Annotated in this window: 12 protein-coding genes; 7 read left to right on the forward strand and 5 right to left on the reverse strand. The window is 68.8% G+C overall.

What is annotated here, in order from left to right; translation table 11 throughout:
- The first annotated feature begins 31 nt into the window (after positions 1-31).
- A complete protein-coding gene (locus HDA45_RS34820; RefSeq protein WP_246480889.1) occupies positions 32-832 on the forward strand; it encodes a hypothetical protein in 801 nt (266 codons plus the stop codon).
- A gap of 395 nt (positions 833-1,227) precedes the next feature.
- On the opposite strand, the gene HDA45_RS34825 is transcribed toward HDA45_RS34820, so the two are convergent.
- Both HDA45_RS34825 and HDA45_RS34830 read right to left on the reverse strand, forming a co-directional pair.
- A complete protein-coding gene (locus HDA45_RS34825; RefSeq protein ID WP_184902633.1) occupies positions 1,228-4,368 on the reverse strand; it encodes an efflux RND transporter permease subunit in 3,141 nt (1,046 codons plus the stop codon).
- A gap of 134 nt (positions 4,369-4,502) precedes the next feature.
- On the reverse strand, positions 4,503-5,627 hold the full coding sequence (locus tag HDA45_RS34830; protein ID WP_184902635.1) for a YihY/virulence factor BrkB family protein: 1,125 nt from the start codon (positions 5,625-5,627) through the stop codon (positions 4,503-4,505).
- Between the two features lie 264 nt (positions 5,628-5,891).
- Between HDA45_RS34830 and HDA45_RS34835 the strand changes: the two genes are divergently transcribed.
- From HDA45_RS34835 to HDA45_RS34855, 5 genes are all read left to right on the forward strand, one after another.
- Positions 5,892-7,646, forward strand: coding sequence for a DEAD/DEAH box helicase (locus tag HDA45_RS34835; RefSeq protein ID WP_184902637.1), 1,755 nt, complete (start codon positions 5,892-5,894; stop codon positions 7,644-7,646).
- A gap of 522 nt (positions 7,647-8,168) precedes the next feature.
- Positions 8,169-9,302 (forward strand): sugar ABC transporter substrate-binding protein, encoded by a 1,134-nt coding sequence (locus tag HDA45_RS34840; RefSeq protein WP_184902639.1) that lies wholly within the window; start codon positions 8,169-8,171, stop codon positions 9,300-9,302.
- 88 nt (positions 9,303-9,390) lie between these two features.
- The gene (locus tag HDA45_RS34845) at positions 9,391-10,164 is read left to right on the forward strand and encodes an ATP-binding cassette domain-containing protein (protein WP_101606586.1); all 774 of its coding nucleotides are present in this window, start codon (positions 9,391-9,393) and stop codon (positions 10,162-10,164) included.
- Positions 10,165-10,181: 17 nt separating this feature from the next.
- On the forward strand, positions 10,182-11,642 hold the full coding sequence (locus HDA45_RS34850) for a sugar ABC transporter permease (protein ID WP_184902641.1): 1,461 nt from the start codon (positions 10,182-10,184) through the stop codon (positions 11,640-11,642).
- An 11-nt stretch (positions 11,643-11,653) separates the two neighbouring features.
- Positions 11,654-12,835, forward strand: a complete 1,182-nt coding sequence (locus HDA45_RS34855) for an ROK family transcriptional regulator (RefSeq protein WP_184902643.1) — start codon at positions 11,654-11,656, stop codon at positions 12,833-12,835.
- Here HDA45_RS34855 and HDA45_RS34860 read toward each other — a convergent pair.
- The 3 genes from HDA45_RS34860 to HDA45_RS42590 all read right to left on the reverse strand — a co-directional run bounded on the left by HDA45_RS34860 (position 12,832) and on the right by HDA45_RS42590 (position 14,560).
- Positions 12,832-13,431: a TetR family transcriptional regulator gene (locus HDA45_RS34860; RefSeq protein ID WP_184902645.1), complete on the reverse strand. Its 600-nt coding sequence runs from the start codon at positions 13,429-13,431 to the stop codon at positions 12,832-12,834. The two genes, HDA45_RS34855 and HDA45_RS34860, sit on opposite strands and share 4 nt — an antisense overlap.
- Positions 13,412-14,275, reverse strand: a complete 864-nt coding sequence (locus HDA45_RS34865; protein ID WP_184902647.1) for an alpha/beta fold hydrolase — start codon at positions 14,273-14,275, stop codon at positions 13,412-13,414. Before HDA45_RS34865 ends, HDA45_RS34860 begins: the two co-directional genes overlap by 20 nt.
- A 105-nt stretch (positions 14,276-14,380) precedes the next feature.
- On the reverse strand, positions 14,381-14,560 hold the full coding sequence (locus HDA45_RS42590) for a DUF7455 domain-containing protein (protein ID WP_016332937.1): 180 nt from the start codon (positions 14,558-14,560) through the stop codon (positions 14,381-14,383).
- Between the two features lie 339 nt (positions 14,561-14,899).
- On the opposite strand from HDA45_RS42590, the gene HDA45_RS34870 reads away from it, so the two are divergent.
- Positions 14,900-15,694 carry an EamA family transporter gene (locus tag HDA45_RS34870; protein ID WP_184906347.1) on the forward strand — a complete coding sequence of 265 codons (795 nt, stop codon included), beginning with the start codon at positions 14,900-14,902 and terminating at the stop codon, positions 15,692-15,694.
- Positions 15,695-15,729: the final 35 nt, after the last annotated feature.

A 15,729-nucleotide genomic window follows, 5' to 3' on the forward strand; every position in this document is an offset into this window, starting at 1 on the left:
TTTTTCCTCCTTTTTGTTTGTTTTTCGGTTTTTGCTCGCGGTCTTCACCCCCGCCGCGGCCCAGGCCGTGACGGGCTGGACCACGGTCGGCTCGGACAACGCCCGCCCGCTCGACGAGGGCCAGGGCTTGGCCACCATCGAGCGGCCGTCCGGGACCATCTACCGCTACACCGGGATCACGACAGTCCCCGTCAACCTGTCTTCGCAGGGTTGGAACCACATCGGCGACCCGGGGTCGGCGCAAGGCTGGTACGTCGAGCCGTACCAGCGCGACGACAGGGGCGCGAAGCTCTTCCGCGTCGAGTCGCCCAACGGCACCTGGACGAACTACACGCACGCGCTGGAATCGTGGGAAGCGAACAACAACTCGTTCGCCGCCGTGACCCCCGACGCGCGCTGGATGGTGGCGGGCGAGTGGGGCACGATGGACAGGCTCCTCGTGCACCCGATGCCCGGCGTCGCGCATACGAACCCGTCGGCGAACCTGCCGTACTCGTCCGCGATCCGGCTCGACAAGCCGGTGCGGGACATCCAGGGCTGCGACTTCGTCACCGCGACGCGGCTGCTGTGCGCGTCCGACGATCCCGAGGGTTCGCTGTTCGGGACGACCAAACCGCTGCTGCAGGTCGATCTTTCCGGTGCGCTGTCCGGCTCGGACGTCGCCGGGCGGGTGACGTCGCTGGGGCAGCTGCCGTTGAAGAGCACCTGCAGCGGGAATTTCGAGACCGAGGGCATCGACGTCGCCGCCGACGGGACCCTGCGGGTCGTCGTGCTGTCGCCCTCGTGGTGCGTGGCGTTCGACAGCAAGACGTGGCGGTTCCGGAAGGCGTGAGCCGCGCTGGTTCTCGTGAGTGCCTCCCGGTACCGGATCTTGGTCAGCGTCGAGAGCGCATGTCTCAAAGGGCCCCTTCAGGACGTTGAGCGTCCTGAAGGGGCCCTTTGAGACATCCTGGACCTGTCGGCTCAGGTCTTGCGGTCCTCGGCGGCGACGGAGCCTCGGAAACGTCGCGAAAGCCACTTTCGGGACATCAGACGTCCCGAAAGTGGCTTTCGCGACACCCGAAGTCGGCAGGCGGGTGAGCGAAGCGGCACGCCACGCCGCACTTGACTTACCCCTCAACAGAACTGTCCCTCACCACTCGCCCGCCCGGCTGAACGCGAAAAGGCGAAAGGCGCGCCGGGCGTCCCACCGGCCCGGCGTGCCTTTCTCCCCCCCCGCCCCCAGGTCTACGAAGTCGGCTCGGGCGTCAGCGTCTCGGAAGCCGGAGCCTCCGAAGACCGCGAACGCCGGGCCTCCTTCTTCGCGCGGCGCTTCTCTTTCCGCGTCTCGACAGTCGTGTACAGCGTCGGCACCAGGATCAGCGTCAGCAGGGTCGAGCTGACCAGTCCGCCGATCACCACGATCGCGAGCGGCTGCCCGATGAACCCGCCCTGGCCGGTGAGGCCGAGCGCCATCGGGACCAGCGCGAAGATGGTCGCCGCGGCGGTCATCAGGATCGGCCGCAGCCGTCGCCTGCCGCCTTCGACCACCGCTTCGGACACGCTCATCCCCGAAGCCCGGTACTGGTTGATCAGGTCGATCAGCACGATCGCGTTGGTCACCACGATGCCGACGAGCATCAGCATCCCGATCAGCGCGGGCAGGCCCAGCGCGGTCCCGGTGGCCAGCAGCAGCCCGATCGCGCCGGTCGCCGCGAACGGGATCGACACCAGCAGGATCAGCGGCTGGAGCAGGCTGCGGAACGTCGCGACCATGATCAGGTACACGATCGCGACCGCGGCCAGCAGCGCGAGGAACAGGTTCCCGAAGGCCTCCTGCTGATCCTCGCTGACGCCGCCGAGCTTGTACGCCGCGCCGCCGGTGAAGGTCAGACCGTCCAGTTTGGACTGGATGGCCTTCGTGGTGGCGGCCAGGTCCGCGCCGGTGTTCTTGGCGGTGACCGTGGTGCTCAGCTCGCCCGAGGTGCGGTGCACCGCGGCGGGGCCGTCCACAGTGGACACGTTCGCCACCGAGTCGAGCCGGACGACGCCGGTCGCGCTCGGGATCGGCAGCGCCTTGACCGCGTCCACCGACACCGGGGCCGTGCCCGCCCGCAGCACGATGTCCGTGCGCTGGCCGTCCACCGGCAGCTGGGTCACCGTGCGGCCGGCGATCGCCTGGTTCGCGATCTGGCCGATCGTCGTCGCCGAAAGCCCGCTCGCGGCGGCCTTGGCGGCGTCGACCTCGACCTGCACGCGCGGCGAGCCCTGCGCGAGGTCACTGGTCACCTCGGTCAGCTCCGGCACCGAGGACAGGGCCTGGCGGACCTGCTCGGCGGCGGGCTTCAGCGAGGCTTCGTCGGGAGCGGTGACGGTGATCGAGACCCCGTCGGAGTTGAAGCCGCCGGCTTCGGCGCCGATCTTGACCTCGCCGAGTTCCGGCTTGTCCAGCTTGCCGCGCAAGCGATCCGAGAGCGCGTCGAGGTCGGTGTCCTTGGCGACGGTGACCTGGATGTTGGTCGCCGTGCCGCCACCGCCGCCGAAGAAGCTGCCTCCGCCGATGCTGACCTGGTACGTCTCGACGGCGGGTTCGGCGGCGAGCGCCTGTTCCACCGCGCCGGCGGCCTTCTCCTTGGCCTCGGGACTGGTACCGGGCGGCAGTTTCTGCGAAAGGCTCAGCGTCGTCGAGCCGGACTGGTCGAGGAAGTTCGTGTTCAGCTGCGACGCCAGCCCGACCGTGCCGCCGAAGATGATCAGCGCCAGCAGGACCACGGTGACCCGGCGACGGGTGGCGAACCGGATCACCGGCACGTATCCGCGCTGCAGCAGCCCGCGACGTTCCTTGTCCTCCGCGGCTTGCCGCGTGAGCTCGGCTTCGTGCTCGTTCGCGGGGGTCTTGGGCGGCTTGAGGAACCAGTACGCCAGCACCGGCACGATCGTCAGCGAGACCAGCAGCGACGCCAGCAGCGCCACGGTGACGGTGATCGCGAACGGCGAGAACAGCTCGCCGACGAAACCGCCGACGAAGGCGATCGGCAGGAACACCGCGACCGTGGTGAGCGTGGACGAGGTCACCGCGCCCGCCACCTCGCGCACGCCGTCGAGGACCGCGCGCTGTTTTTCCTCGCCGTACGCCAGATGTCGTTTGATGTTCTCCAGTACCACGATCGAGTCGTCGACGACCCGGCCGATGGCGATGGTGAGCGCGCCGAGGGTGAGCAGGTTCAGCGACAGGTCACCGGTCCACAGCGCGAGCAGTGCCACGACCACCGAAAGCGGGATCGACACCGCCGTCACGAGCGTGGACCGCAGCGACATCAGGAACAGCAGGATCACGATGACCGCGAACGCCAGTCCCAGCAGGCCTTCGGTGGTCAGCCCGCTGATCGCGTCCTTGACCGGGGTGCCCTGGTCGAACACGACGCTCATCTCGGCGCCGATCTTCTTCGACAGCTCGGGCAGCTTGTCCCGCACCGATTCCGAGATCGCGACCGCGTTCCCGTTCTCCACCATGGTGATCGAGAGCCCGAGGCTCGGCTTGCCGTTGGTGCGCGTGATCGACGTCGGCGGCGCGAAGCCCGCCTGGACGTCCGCGACGTCGCCGAGCTGCACCGGCTTGGCCGCCTGCGCGCCGGGACGCGACGAAGGTGTCGGCGTCAGGTAGAGGTTCTTGATCGTGTCCACTGTGGTCGGTCCGCCGCCGACCTGGACGGTGAGCGTCTTGTCGCCTTCGGTCAGCGTCCCGGCCGGGACGGCGGCACCGGCCGTCTGCAGCGTGGTGGCGATCGACGACGGGTCGACGCCCGCCGCGGCCAGCTTCGCGTAGTCCAGCGCGATGGTGACCCGCGGCTGCCGCGCACCGGTCACGTCGACCTCGCGGACGCCGTCGATCTTGCGCAGTTCCGGCGCGACCTCCCCGGTCAGCGCGGGCGCGAGCGCCTGCGGGTCGCCGGTGGTCCCGGCGGCGAGCAGCACGACCGGCAGGTCGTCGGTGGAACCCGCCGACACCGTCGGTTCGCTGTTCTGCGGCAGCCGTGCCTTGACCCCGTCGACGACGCGCTGGATCTGCCCGACGGCCGCGTCGATGTCCGTGCCGAATTCGAACTGCGCGGTGATCCGCGACAGGCCCTCCGACGACGTCGAGTTCAGTTCTTCGAGCCCTTTCAGGCCCTGGAGCCCGCCCTCGAGCGGTTCGGTGACCTGGCGGTCGACCGCGTCCGGCGACGCGCCCGCGTACGGCGTGATGATCTGCGCCTGCGGGAACTGCAACGACGGGAACAGCTGCTGCTTCAGCTGCGGCAGGGCGAAGGCGCCGAAGCCGATCACCACCAGGGCGAGCAGCCCGATGAGACTTCGATTGCGCAGGCTCAGTCTGGCCAGCGTGGACATGACGGGATCCCCCAGAAAGGCAACTCGGGAACGTGCGGATTACCGCGAGCTTTTCATGGCGGAGGGCGGACTGGATTCACACCACGGGTGGAATCGGAGTACGACTTCGGGATGAGGTCATCCCCCGACCGGTGTCAACTTCGCCGTTCCGTCACCTGATCGGTTTCGCTCTGCGTTTCTTCGTTCACCGATTGTTCCGAAGCGTGTTCGGCGTCACCGTCGGGAGAATCGCCGTTCTGGCGGGGACGCCGGAGCGGGACGGTCGTGCGTTCCCACAGTTTGCGACCCTCTTCGGCGCGGATCCGTTCGCTGGCGCGTTCCATCTCCAGCCGCCGCCATTTCCGGCGCTGGCGTTTCGTCGCCTTGGCGGGCCACAGTTCCTGGATCGCGCTGTTGAAGTACGCGCCGCCGACCACCGCGAGCCCGATGAAGAACATCAACAACAGGAAGGCGATCGGCGCGGCGAGCGCGCCGTAGGTGTAGCCGGTCTTGGTGATCCAGTTCAGGTAGATCCGCAGGCCGATGCTGGAGAGCAGGAAAACACCCATGGCGAGCATCGCGCCCGGCAGGCCGCGGTGCCACGGCAGCCGTCGCGGCAGCGAGAGTTTGTAGAGCGTGGTGAGCGCCAGCACGATCATCACGGCCAGCACCGGGTAGTACAGGGTGCCGACCCAGAACGACACCGTGTCGCGCCAGTCGTTCGGGAAGAACTGGGGGAGCAGATCCGGTCCGATCGCCAGCAGTGGCAGCCCGACCACGAGGATCACCAGCCCGGCCAGGTACAGCAGCAGCGCGAAGATCCGCTGCCAGACGTCGTTGCGGACGCCGTACTGGTCGTGGGCCACGGTGATCGCGTCGACGAACGACGACATCGCCGACGAGCCCGCCCACAGGGAGATCAGGAAGCCGATGGAGACGATCTCGCCCTTGCCGACGAACAGGATGCTGTTGACCGTCGGCTCGATGATGTCGTGGACGGCGTTGTCGCTGAAGATCGTTTTGCTGAAGGTGATGATCCGGTCGTGGACCGCGGTCACGACCTCCTGGCCGAACCAGTCGCCGACGAAGCCGAGGCAACCGAGGAGACCGAGCAGCAGCGGCGGCAGCGACAGCGTCTGCCAGAACGCGGCTTCGGCGGCCTCGGAGAAGATGTTGCCTTCCCACGCCTTGTTGAGCGTGCGGCTGAGCAGGCGCAACGGGCCCCTGCGGACCTTCGCGACCTCGGCGGCCGGCTCGTCCCGGCCGTTCTCCTCGCTCATGCAGCTCCTCCGCCAGCGCCGAGCGCCCTTGACGGGGTCCAGCATGGTCCATGCCCGGGCATTCGGCTCGTCACCCCTGGGTTTTCGGGTGAGTAAACCGACAACGGGGGTGGCGCTTCAGGCGTTCCACGGGCCCGGCGGGTAGGCTCACTGGAGTGCCCTCACCTCAGGCGCCGGCGTCGCGGCCGGATACCAAAGTGGGGGTTTTCGCTTGTGACAGGGCGTGTGACCAGGGGTTTCGGGTGAGGGAGGAGGGGAACCGGCATGTCTGAAACGGCTGAACGCAATCGAGGCGAGCTGGGCGCGCCTCCCGCGGCGAAGGACAGCACCGCCCGCCCGCTGCGTGCCTGGCAGCGCCGCGCGCTGACGAAGTACCTGACGAAGAAACCGAAGGACTTCCTGGCCGTCGCGACGCCGGGCGCGGGCAAGACGGTGTTCGGTCTCCGGATCGCCGCCGAGCTGCTGAGCGACCGGACGATCGAAGCGATCACCATCGTCGCGCCGACTGAGCACCTGAAGCACCAGTGGGCCGCCTCGGCGGCGGCCGCGGGGATCGCGATCGACTCGAACTTCCGCAACGGCGCCGGCGCCACCTCGCGTGACTACCAAGGTGTCGCGGTGACGTACGCGCAGGTCGCGGCTCATCCGACGCTGCACCGCGTGCGCACCGAGAACCGCAAGACCCTGGTCATCCTGGACGAGATCCACCACGGCGGTGACGCGAAGTCCTGGGGCGACGCGATCCGTGAGGCGTTCACGCCCGCCGTCCGCCGTCTCGCGCTGACCGGGACCCCGTTCCGCAGCGACGACTCGCAGATCCCGTTCGTCACCTACGAGCCCGACGGTTCGGGCTTCCAGCGCAGCAAGTCCGACCATTCCTACGGTTACGCCGACGCGCTCGCCGACGGCGTCGTCCGGCCGGTCGTCTTCCTCGCCTACTCCGGCGAAGCCTCCTGGCGCACGAGCGCGGGGGAGGAGTTCACCGCGCGGCTCGGCGAGCCGCTGACGGCCGAGCAGAACGCGCGGGCCTGGCGCACGGCGCTCGACCCGGCCGGTGAGTGGGTACCGGCGGTGCTGCAGGCCGCGGACACGCGGCTCGCGCAGCTCCGCGCCAACGGCATCCCGGACGCGGGCGGCCTGGTGATCGCCACCGACCAGGATTCCGCGCGCGCCTACGCCAAGATCCTCGAGCGCCTCTCCGGCCAGACACCGACGGTCGTCCTCTCCGACGACCCCAAGGCGTCCGGGCGGATCAAGGAGTTCTCCGATTCGACCGACCGCTGGCTGGTCGCGGTCCGGATGGTGTCGGAGGGCGTCGACGTCCCGCGGCTCGCTGTCGGCGTCTACGCCACGAGCGCGTCGACCCCGTTGTTCTTCGCGCAGGCCATCGGCCGGTACGTGCGTTCGCGCAAACCGGGCGAGACGGCTTCGGTGTTCCTGCCGAGTGTGCCGGTGCTGCTGGAACTGGCCAGTGAGCTGGAGGCCCAGCGCGACCACGTGCTCGGCAAGCCGCACCGGGAAAAGGACGGCTGGGAGGACGAACTCCTCGCCCAGGCCAACCGCACCGAGGACGAGCCGGGCGAGGAAGAGAAGGCGTTCACCTCGCTGGGCGCCTCCGCCGAGCTCGACCAGGTCATCTACGACGGCAACTCCTTCGGCACCGCGGTGTTCTCCGGTTCCGACGAGGAGCAGGAGTACCTCGGCCTGCCGGGGCTGCTCGAACCGGACCAGGTCCGCGCCCTGCTGCGGAAGCGGCAGGAAGAGCAGCTCTCGGACGAGAAGCGGCGCAAGCCCAAGGCCGAAGAGGCGGCGCCGGTCGCGCGGCCGCAGTCGGTCAGCGAGCGGCTCGGCGCCCTGCGCAAGGAGCTGAACGCCCTGGTGGGCGTGATCCACCACCGGACGAGGAAGCCGCACGGCGCGATCCACAACGAACTCCGCCGGATCTGCGGCGGGCCGCCGACGGCGATGGCGACCGTCGAGCAGCTCGAAGAGCGCATCGTCACCCTCCGCACCTGGTGACGCCCCGTACCAAACGCGATGAAGGCCTCTTCATCGCGTCCGGCGCGAGAGCACAGGGTCGTGAGCGCCCTAGGTACCTACCGCGGCGGTCGGACGACACGCGTGATCGGATGGACGACACGCGTGATCAGGCGGACGACTCACCGCGGGACCCGGTCGTACACCGTGTCGTCCGTCCAATCACATGAGTCGTCCGTCCAATCACGCGTGTCGTCCAGCCAGTCACGCGAAACCGCTGGTTGGGTCCAGGGGCATCGGCGATCGCGCCAGTAATTCCAGGGCGATCAGCTGCGTCGTTCACCCTGAGTGAGTGGTGGCGGTCACACTGTCAACGGACCTAGACTTCGTACGTCTTGCTACGGCCACGTTGCCAAACCGTGTCCATTTGATGAGGCTTAATCGATTCAGCCGTCTTCCGCGAAACCCGTTCGGCGGCATATGTTGTCGCCCACAACATATGCGCGATGGTGCGACCGGTCCGCCAGGATCGCCGCCCGCGAGCAAGATCCGGAAGGAACGAGGATGCGCAGCAGAACCCTTACCCTCCTCGCCGCGACGGTGGGCGCCGGCCTGGTGCTCTCCGCCTGTGGCGCCAACACCGCGGACTCGGGCAACAGCAATTCCTCGCAGTCCGCGCCCGCCCCGGGCGGTGCCGCCGCCGGCGGCAAGGTCGGCGTCATCCTGCCGGAGACGGCCACCTCCGCGCGCTGGGAGTCCTTCGACAAGCCGTTCCTGACCAAGGCGCTCAAGGACGCGGGCTTCGACGCCGACGTCCAGAACGCGCAGGGCGACGTCCAGAAGTTCACCACGCTGGCCGACGGCATGATCGCGCAGAACGTCAAGGTCCTGATCATCGCCGCCATCAACGGCGAGGTCGGTTCGGCGGTGGCCAAGAAGGCGCAGGCCGCGGGCATCCCGACGATCGACTACGACCGCCTGAACCTCGGCGGCAGCTCCGACTACTACGTCTCGTTCGACAACGAGAAGGTCGGCCAGCTCCAGGGCCAGGGCCTCGCCGACGCGCTGAAGGACAAGAAGGGCGCCGAGGTCGTCATGATCGAGGGTGCCCCGACGGACAACAACGCGACGCTCTTCGCCAACGGCCAGAAGTCGGTCCTGCAGCCGAAGTTCGCCAGCAACGACCTCAAGCTCGTGCGCGAACAGGCCATCGACAACTGGGACAACCAGAAGGGCGGTCAGACCTTCGAGCAGATCCTGACCGACAACAAGGGCAAGGTCGACGGCGTCGTCGCCGCGAACGACGGTCTCGCGGGCGCGGTCATCACCGTGCTGAAGAAGAACGGCCTCAACGGCAAGGTCCCGGTCACCGGCCAGGACGCCACCGCGGACGGCCTCATGGCGATCCTGCGCGGCGACCAGTACATGACCGTCTTCAAGCCCATCAAGGAAGAGGCCGAGGCCGCGGCGAAGCTCGCCGTCCTGCTGGCCAAGGGCGACAAGGCGGGCGCCGACGCGCTGGCCACCGGCAAGGCCAAGGACCCGAAGGGCAACCGCGAGGTCAAGTCCGTGCTCCTCGAGCCGAAGCTGACCACCAAGGAAGGCGTCAAGGAGGTCGTGACGCAGGGCTACGTCAAGGCGGCCGAGATCTGCGGCGGCGACCTGGCGGCGGCGTGCACGCAGCTCGGTATCTCCTGACCCGTTAAATCCAGACGACCGGGCCGGGGCGTACTCCCGACAGCGCGCCCCGGCCCGGTTCCCACCCGGGAGAATTCGAGAAACCCCCATGAGCGAACCCATCCTCGAACTGAAGCAGCTGAACAAGAGCTTCGGGCCGGTCCACGTCCTCCACGACGTGGACTTCAACGTGCGCGCCGGTGAGGTCACCGCGCTCGTCGGCGACAACGGTGCCGGCAAGTCCACTTTGGTCAAGTCGATCGCCGGCATCCACGGCTACGACTCGGGCACGGTGAAGTTCCAGGGCGAACAGGTGCACATCCACGGCCCGCGTGACGCCGCGGATCTGGGGATCGAGGTCGTCTACCAGGACCTCGCCCTCGCCGAGAACCTCGACATCGTGCAGAACATGTTCCTCGGCCGGGAACGCGGCAGCAAATGGCTGCTCGACGAGGCCAGCATGGAGAAGGCCGCCCGCGAGACCCTCGCCTCGCTTTCGGTCCGCACCGTGAAGTCCGTCCGCACACCGGTTTCGGCCCTCTCGGGTGGGCAGCGGCAGACCGTCGCGATCGCCAAGTCCGTGCTGTGGGACTCGAAGGTGGTCCTGCTCGACGAGCCGACCGCCGCGCTCGGTGTCGCGCAGACCCGTCAGGTGCTCGACCTCGTCCGCCGCCTCGCGGAACAGGGCCTCGGAGTGGTGCTGATCAGCCACAACATGGCCGACGTCTTCGAGGTCGCCGACCGGATCGCGGTGCTCTACCTCGGCCGTCTCGTCGCCGAGGTGCACACCAAGGACGTCACCCACGGCCAGGTCGTGGAACTGATCACCGCCGGCCGCTCCGGCGACCTCGGCCTTGCCCGCCCCGAAGCCGCCGTCCTGTGAGTGAGAAAGAACCGGAAATGACTGAGACACCTGCAAAGCCCGCCTCGCCGGAGGGGGGCAAGTCGGCGGCCTCCGCGCTCAACCCGTCGGCGGCCATCACGGACTTCGGCATCGACACGACATCGATGTCAACGGGTGAGGCGATCGGCGACTACTTCTCCCGGCTCAAGGCGGGACAGCTGGGTTCGCTGCCCGCGCTGCTCGGCCTGCTCGTACTGGTGATCGTGTTCGCCTCGCTGTCGGACACCTTCCTGACGATGAACAACATCGCGAACCTGATGGCGCAGGGCGCCGGCAAGGCGATCATCGCGATGGGCATCGTGTTCGTGCTGCTGCTCGGCGAGATCGACCTGTCCGCGGGCACCGCGTCCGGCGTGACCGCCGCCGTCCTCGCGATGCACTACGTGCGCAACGGAAACCTGTTGGGCGGTATGGGGAACGGCGTGTTCATCACGTTCCTCGTGGTGCTCGCGATCGCCGGTCTGCTCGGGGTGATCCTGCGGATCTGGGCGGGTGTCGGGTTCGCCGTGCTCGCCATCGCGCTGGTGCTGTCGGGAACGGCCGCCAACCCGTGGATCGAGATCGTGCTCGCGATCAGCGTCGGCGGCGCGATCGGTGTCCTCACCGGTTTCCTCGTCTCCAAGATCGGTATGCCGTCGTTCGTCGTGACGCTGGCGCTCTTCCTCGCCTGGCAAGGTGTCATCCTCCAGTTCATCGGTGAGGGCGGCACGCTCGGCATCAGCACCTCGGACGTGCTGTTCAAGGTCGCCAACGGCAATCTGTCCACTTTGGGCAGCTGGATCCTCTTCCTGGTCTTCGCGGGTGGTTTCGCCGCGGTGAGCCTCGGTCAGCACTTCTCGCGGCTCAAGCGCGGACTGGTCACCCAGCCGACACCGATGGTGCTGTTCAAGGTCGGCGCGATCGGCGTGGTCGCCGCGATCGCGACGTACCTGCTGACGCTGAACCGCGCGCCCAACCCGAACATCGTGATCTCGGGTGTCCCGTACGTCGTGCCGATCGTGCTCACGCTGCTGGTGCTCGGCACCTACGTGCTCAACCGCACGCAGTACGGCCGCCACATCTACGCCGTCGGTGGCAACCGCGAGGCGGCCCGCCGCGCCGGTATCAACGTCGAGAAGATCCGCGCTTCGGTGTTCGTCATCTGCTCCGCGGTGGCGGCGGTCGGCGCGATCGTCTACTCGTCGAAGGTCGGTTCGGTCGACCCGCAGGCCGGTGGCCTCAACACGCTGCTGTTCGCGGTCGGTGCCGCCGTCATCGGTGGTACGTCGCTGTTCGGCGGCAAGGGCCGGGTCGTCGACGCGGTGATCGGTGGGCTCGTCCTCGCGGTCGTCGAGAACGCGCTGGGCCTGCTGAAGCAGTCGGCGGCGGTGGTCAACATCGTCACCGGTCTGGTGCTGCTGCTCGCGGCAACGGTGGACGCGCTGTCCCGGCGCCGCGCGGCTGCGTCGCCGCGCTGAGTCCGCATGGAATGATGAAGTCCGTGACCAGCACACCCGTTGCACGACCAGACGAGGTGCGCAGGCACAACCGCACGACCCTGCTCCGGTTGCTGCACGTCAGCGGCCCGAGCACCAGGGCGACCCTGGCCACCGAGCTGGGGCTCAACCGCAGCACCATCAAGACCCTCGTCGACGGCCTCGCGGAAGCGGGCGTCGTCGAGGAGAGGGTCCCGAGGCCGGGACGAGGGGCGGGCCGCCCCTCGCTCCTGGTCCTGCCGCAGCCGCACGCGGCGGTGGTGCTCGCGGTCGACCTCCAGGTCGAACACGTGGCGATCGCGCTGGTCGGGTTCGGTGGCCAGATCCTCGGGCGCAACAGCTGGAACCTCCGCGGCCGGATGCGGGAGGCCGACGAGGTGATCACGCACGTGATCGAGTCGACCACCATGCTGGCGGGCGACCTCGGCGTCCAGCCGATCGGCGTGGGGGTGTCCGTGCCCGGCGTCGTCCGCCGGGCGGACGGGCACGTCCACGAGGCGCCCAACCTGCGCTGGACCGACGTGGCGCTCGGGGAACGGCTGGGCGGTGTGCTGCGCGTTCCCGTCCTGGTCGGCAACGACGCCGAACTCGGCGCCATCGCCGAACACCTGCGCGGTGCCGCGCGGGGCTCCTCCGACGCCGTGTACGTCTCCGCCGACGTCGGTGTCGGGGGAGGGATCATCGCGGACGGCTCGTCGCTGCGCGGCGGCTCCGGGTACGTCGGCGAGATCGGGCACATGGCGATCCGCCCCGGCGGCCGTCCCTGCTACTGCGGGTCCAGCGGCTGCTGGGAGACCGAGGTCGGCGAGGCGGCCCTGTGCCGCGCGCTCGATCTGCCCGAGGACACCCCGCGCGGCGCGATCCTGTTCGAACTGCGCGAACTGGGCCGGGATCCGCACGCGGCCGAGGAGCGGCTCTCCGAGTTCGCGGAATGGCTGACGCTGGGCCTGGTGAACGTGGTCAACCTGCTCGGCCCGCAGCTGGTCGTGCTGGGCGACCTGCTCACCGTGCTGCCCGATTCGGTCGTGCGCTCGGTGGCGGCCGAGGTCCGGCGGCGGAGTCTCGTCAGCCGCGCCGTCGGCGGGACTCAGATCGTGAGTTCGGCACTCGGCGCGGACGTGAAGCTGCTGGGCGCGGCAGAGGCGGCCTTCGAGATGATCCTGGACACGGTCTAGGTCCGCAGGAGACCGGAGAGCAGGGCCACCAGAGCGGCGAGGGACTTCTCCTTCGCCGCTTCGGGGTCTTCGGCGTGCGCGATCATCAGCGCGGCCTCCGCGCAGGCGCTCAGCACCAATTGCGCCAGCTCCGGGATCGGCGCCGCGACCAGCCGCCCCTCCGCGGCGACGGACTCCAGGATCTCCGTGATCAGGCCCAGTCCGTACCGGTTCTCCAGTTCGCGCCATTCCGGCCAGCCGAGGACGGAGATGGCGTCGGTGAGCGAGATCCGCACCACCTCGGGCCGAAGGCACAGGTCGAGGAAGCGGCTCAGCGCGCCGAGCGCCGCCGCCCACGGGTCGTCAGCCGAGCGCAGGACGTCCTGGAGCTCCTCGGTGATCTCCGTTTCGATCTGCTCGATCACGGCGCGGAACAGCCCCTGCTTGTCCCCGAAGTGGTGGTACAGCGCGCCCCGGGTGACGCCTGCCTCGCGGACGATCTCGTCGGCGGGGACGGCGGCGTAGCCCGGGTCGGCGAACAACTTCCGCGCCGCGGTGATCAGCGCGGCCTGCGTCGTCTGCGATCGTTCGGTCTGGCTACGTCGTGGCGTGGGCACGCAGGAATTCCACCACCATGCCGCTCAGCCGCTCCGGCTGGTCCTCCGGCACGAAGGTGTACGAGTCCTCGATCGTCTTCAGTTCGGCGTCGGGCAGGACATCCGCGAGCTTGCGGCCCAGCCACAGCGGGAAGTGCCGGTCCTCGGGCGCCCAGACCAGCAGCACCGGCTTCTCGAACGCGGGCAGCCGCTCGGCCGCTGTCAGCGTGTAGCGCTTGTCGATGCCCGCCATGAAGCGGCGCAGGTCGTCGCGGATCTCCGGGCTCCGCCTGCTGGGCAGCAGGTAGGCGTCGAGGATGTGGCCGGGCACCGGATGCTTGATCGCCCAGACGAAGTTCGTGGCCTTCAGCAGCGCCTTGGAGCGCATCACCTGCACGAGCGACCAGGTACCGCCGGGGATCCGCGCCAGCGGGCTCAGCGCCGCGAACATCGGCGGCAGGAATCGTTCGAAGGAGTCCGACGGCGTCAGCACGACGCGGCTCACCCGCTCCGGCGACGTGGTCATGAGCAGTTGCGTGAGCGCGCCGCCGGTGTCGTTCGCGACCACGGTGACGTCGGTCAGGTCGAGCACTTCGAGGAACCGCGCGATGAGCGCGGCGACCCCCGGCGGGCTCAGGTCGGCGCCGGGGACCGGGATCTCGTGCGAGCCCAGCGGCCAGTCCGGGGTCAGGCAGCGGAAGCCCGCGTCGGCGACCGCGGGGGCCACCTTGCGCCAGAGCAGGCCGTTGGTCAGCAGTCCGTGCACGAAGACCACGGGTGGGCCTTCGCCGCGGTCGCGGTAGCGGATACGGGCGCCGCCGAGGTCCACCTCGTGCGTCTCGCCCAGGAGAGCGCTGGTCGTCATGATGACTAACATACATGCTGTATGTATGTTTTTATAGGCCAAAAACAGGGCGGCCGGCTCTCTCCCTGGGGAGTAGCCGGCCGCCGGTGGTCGTGGACTGGTGGACTACCGCTGAATGTCCGCGGACATTTCTTTGAGCTTCGTTTCGTGTGCGCGGGCGTGGTGACCACAGAAGAGCAACTCGCCACCGGTGCTGAGAATGGCTCGAACCTGGGCTGCAGCTCCACACCGGTCGCATCGGTCGGCAGCGGTCAGTTCGGGGCGGGTGAGCGTCGGTGAAGTCATTGGAGTCTCCCTCCGTCCCGGCACCGGTGACCCGGTGCCATCGATCCAGCTACGACCACTTCGGCACTGATGCCGGAAACGTTCGTTCCCGGCCCCGCCGTGTTCGTGCTTCCACTCTTCCAGACGTTTGGCGGCCCGCAAGTGTTCCCGTGCGGGTGTCTCATTTGTCACTGGTAATTACCTCGGATGTCGTAGCGTAATCACGCAAAGTAGGAGAAGACTCCCCGTCGAACGGTCTTTTCCCACGTCAGGCACCATGCGCGGGTGGGTATCGCAGTCGTCCGGAACCGCCTCTCAGACGTGCCGTCGCCGGTCTTGTTCGTTCTCAGCGGAATTTCGATGTACGCCGGTGCGGCCGTCGCCGTAGGTCTCTTTTCGGTCGCCTCCCCCGCGGGGGTGGCATGGCTTCGCTGTCTCGGGGCCGCTGTGGTCCTCCTGGCGTGGCGCAGGCCGCCCCGCTCGGCGTGGACGGGGCGCGCGTTCCTGCTCGCGGGCGCCTTCGGCATCGTCACCGCCGGGATGAACGTGCTCTTCTACGAGGCGATCGCGCGGTTGCCCCTCGGCACCGCGGTGGCCCTCGAGTTCACCGGGCCCGTCGTGGTGGCGGCGTTCGGTTCGCGAACCCGCCGCGACGTCTTCGCGCTGCTGCTCGTGGTGGCCGGAGTGATCGCCATCGCGGACGTCCGGCTCGAAGGCAGCCTGCTCGGCGTGCTCTTCGCGCTGGGCGCGGCGGCCGCCTGGGCCGGGTACATCCTGCTCGGGAAGAGGGTCGCGGACGGCGGGAACGGGATCGACGGGCTGGCCGTCGGGTTCGCCGTCGGCACGGTGGTGCTGTCGCCGCTGGCGTTCGGCGCCGGCGTGGTGTGGGGTTCGCCACGTCTCCTGCTGCTGGGTGCCGGGGTGGGCGTCCTCGCGACCGTCGTGCCGTACGCGCTCGACCAGGTGGTGCTGCGCAGGGCGGGACGGGCGCGGTTCGCGCTGATGCTCGCGTTGCTGCCGGTCACGGCGGGCGTGATCGGCTTCCTCTGGCTCGGGCAGGTCCCGGCCCTGCCCGAGGCCCTCGGCACGCTGGCCGTCGTCGCCGGGGTGGCGCTGCGCTCGCCGAGGAAAGACGATGGCCCGGCGCCGCTCTGAACAGGGATACTGACCAGCCTGTGGCGCTACCACCA

It is taken from the genome of Amycolatopsis umgeniensis (genome assembly GCF_014205155.1).
GTDB lineage: Bacteria > Actinomycetota > Actinomycetes > Mycobacteriales > Pseudonocardiaceae > Amycolatopsis > Amycolatopsis umgeniensis.

Bases quoted from the DNA above. Each gene is read 5' to 3' on its own strand.
- HDA45_RS34825 (WP_184902633.1), bottom strand. From the start codon at position 4,368: ATGTCCACGCTGGCCAGACTGAGCCTGCGCAATCGAAGTCTCATCGGG.
- HDA45_RS34830 (WP_184902635.1), bottom strand. From the start codon at position 5,627: ATGAGCGAGGAGAACGGCCGGGACGAGCCGGCCGCCGAGGTCGCGAAG.
- HDA45_RS34835 (WP_184902637.1), top strand. From the start codon at position 5,892: ATGTCTGAAACGGCTGAACGCAATCGAGGCGAGCTGGGCGCGCCTCCC.
- HDA45_RS34840 (WP_184902639.1), top strand. From the start codon at position 8,169: ATGCGCAGCAGAACCCTTACCCTCCTCGCCGCGACGGTGGGCGCCGGC.
- HDA45_RS34845 (WP_101606586.1), top strand. From the start codon at position 9,391: ATGAGCGAACCCATCCTCGAACTGAAGCAGCTGAACAAGAGCTTCGGG.
- HDA45_RS34850 (WP_184902641.1), top strand. From the start codon at position 10,182: ATGACTGAGACACCTGCAAAGCCCGCCTCGCCGGAGGGGGGCAAGTCG.
- HDA45_RS34855 (WP_184902643.1), top strand. From the start codon at position 11,654: ATGATGAAGTCCGTGACCAGCACACCCGTTGCACGACCAGACGAGGTG.
- HDA45_RS34865 (WP_184902647.1), bottom strand. From the start codon at position 14,275: ATGACGACCAGCGCTCTCCTGGGCGAGACGCACGAGGTGGACCTCGGC.
- HDA45_RS42590 (WP_016332937.1), bottom strand. From the start codon at position 14,560: ATGACTTCACCGACGCTCACCCGCCCCGAACTGACCGCTGCCGACCGA.
- HDA45_RS34870 (WP_184906347.1), top strand. From the start codon at position 14,900: ATGTACGCCGGTGCGGCCGTCGCCGTAGGTCTCTTTTCGGTCGCCTCC.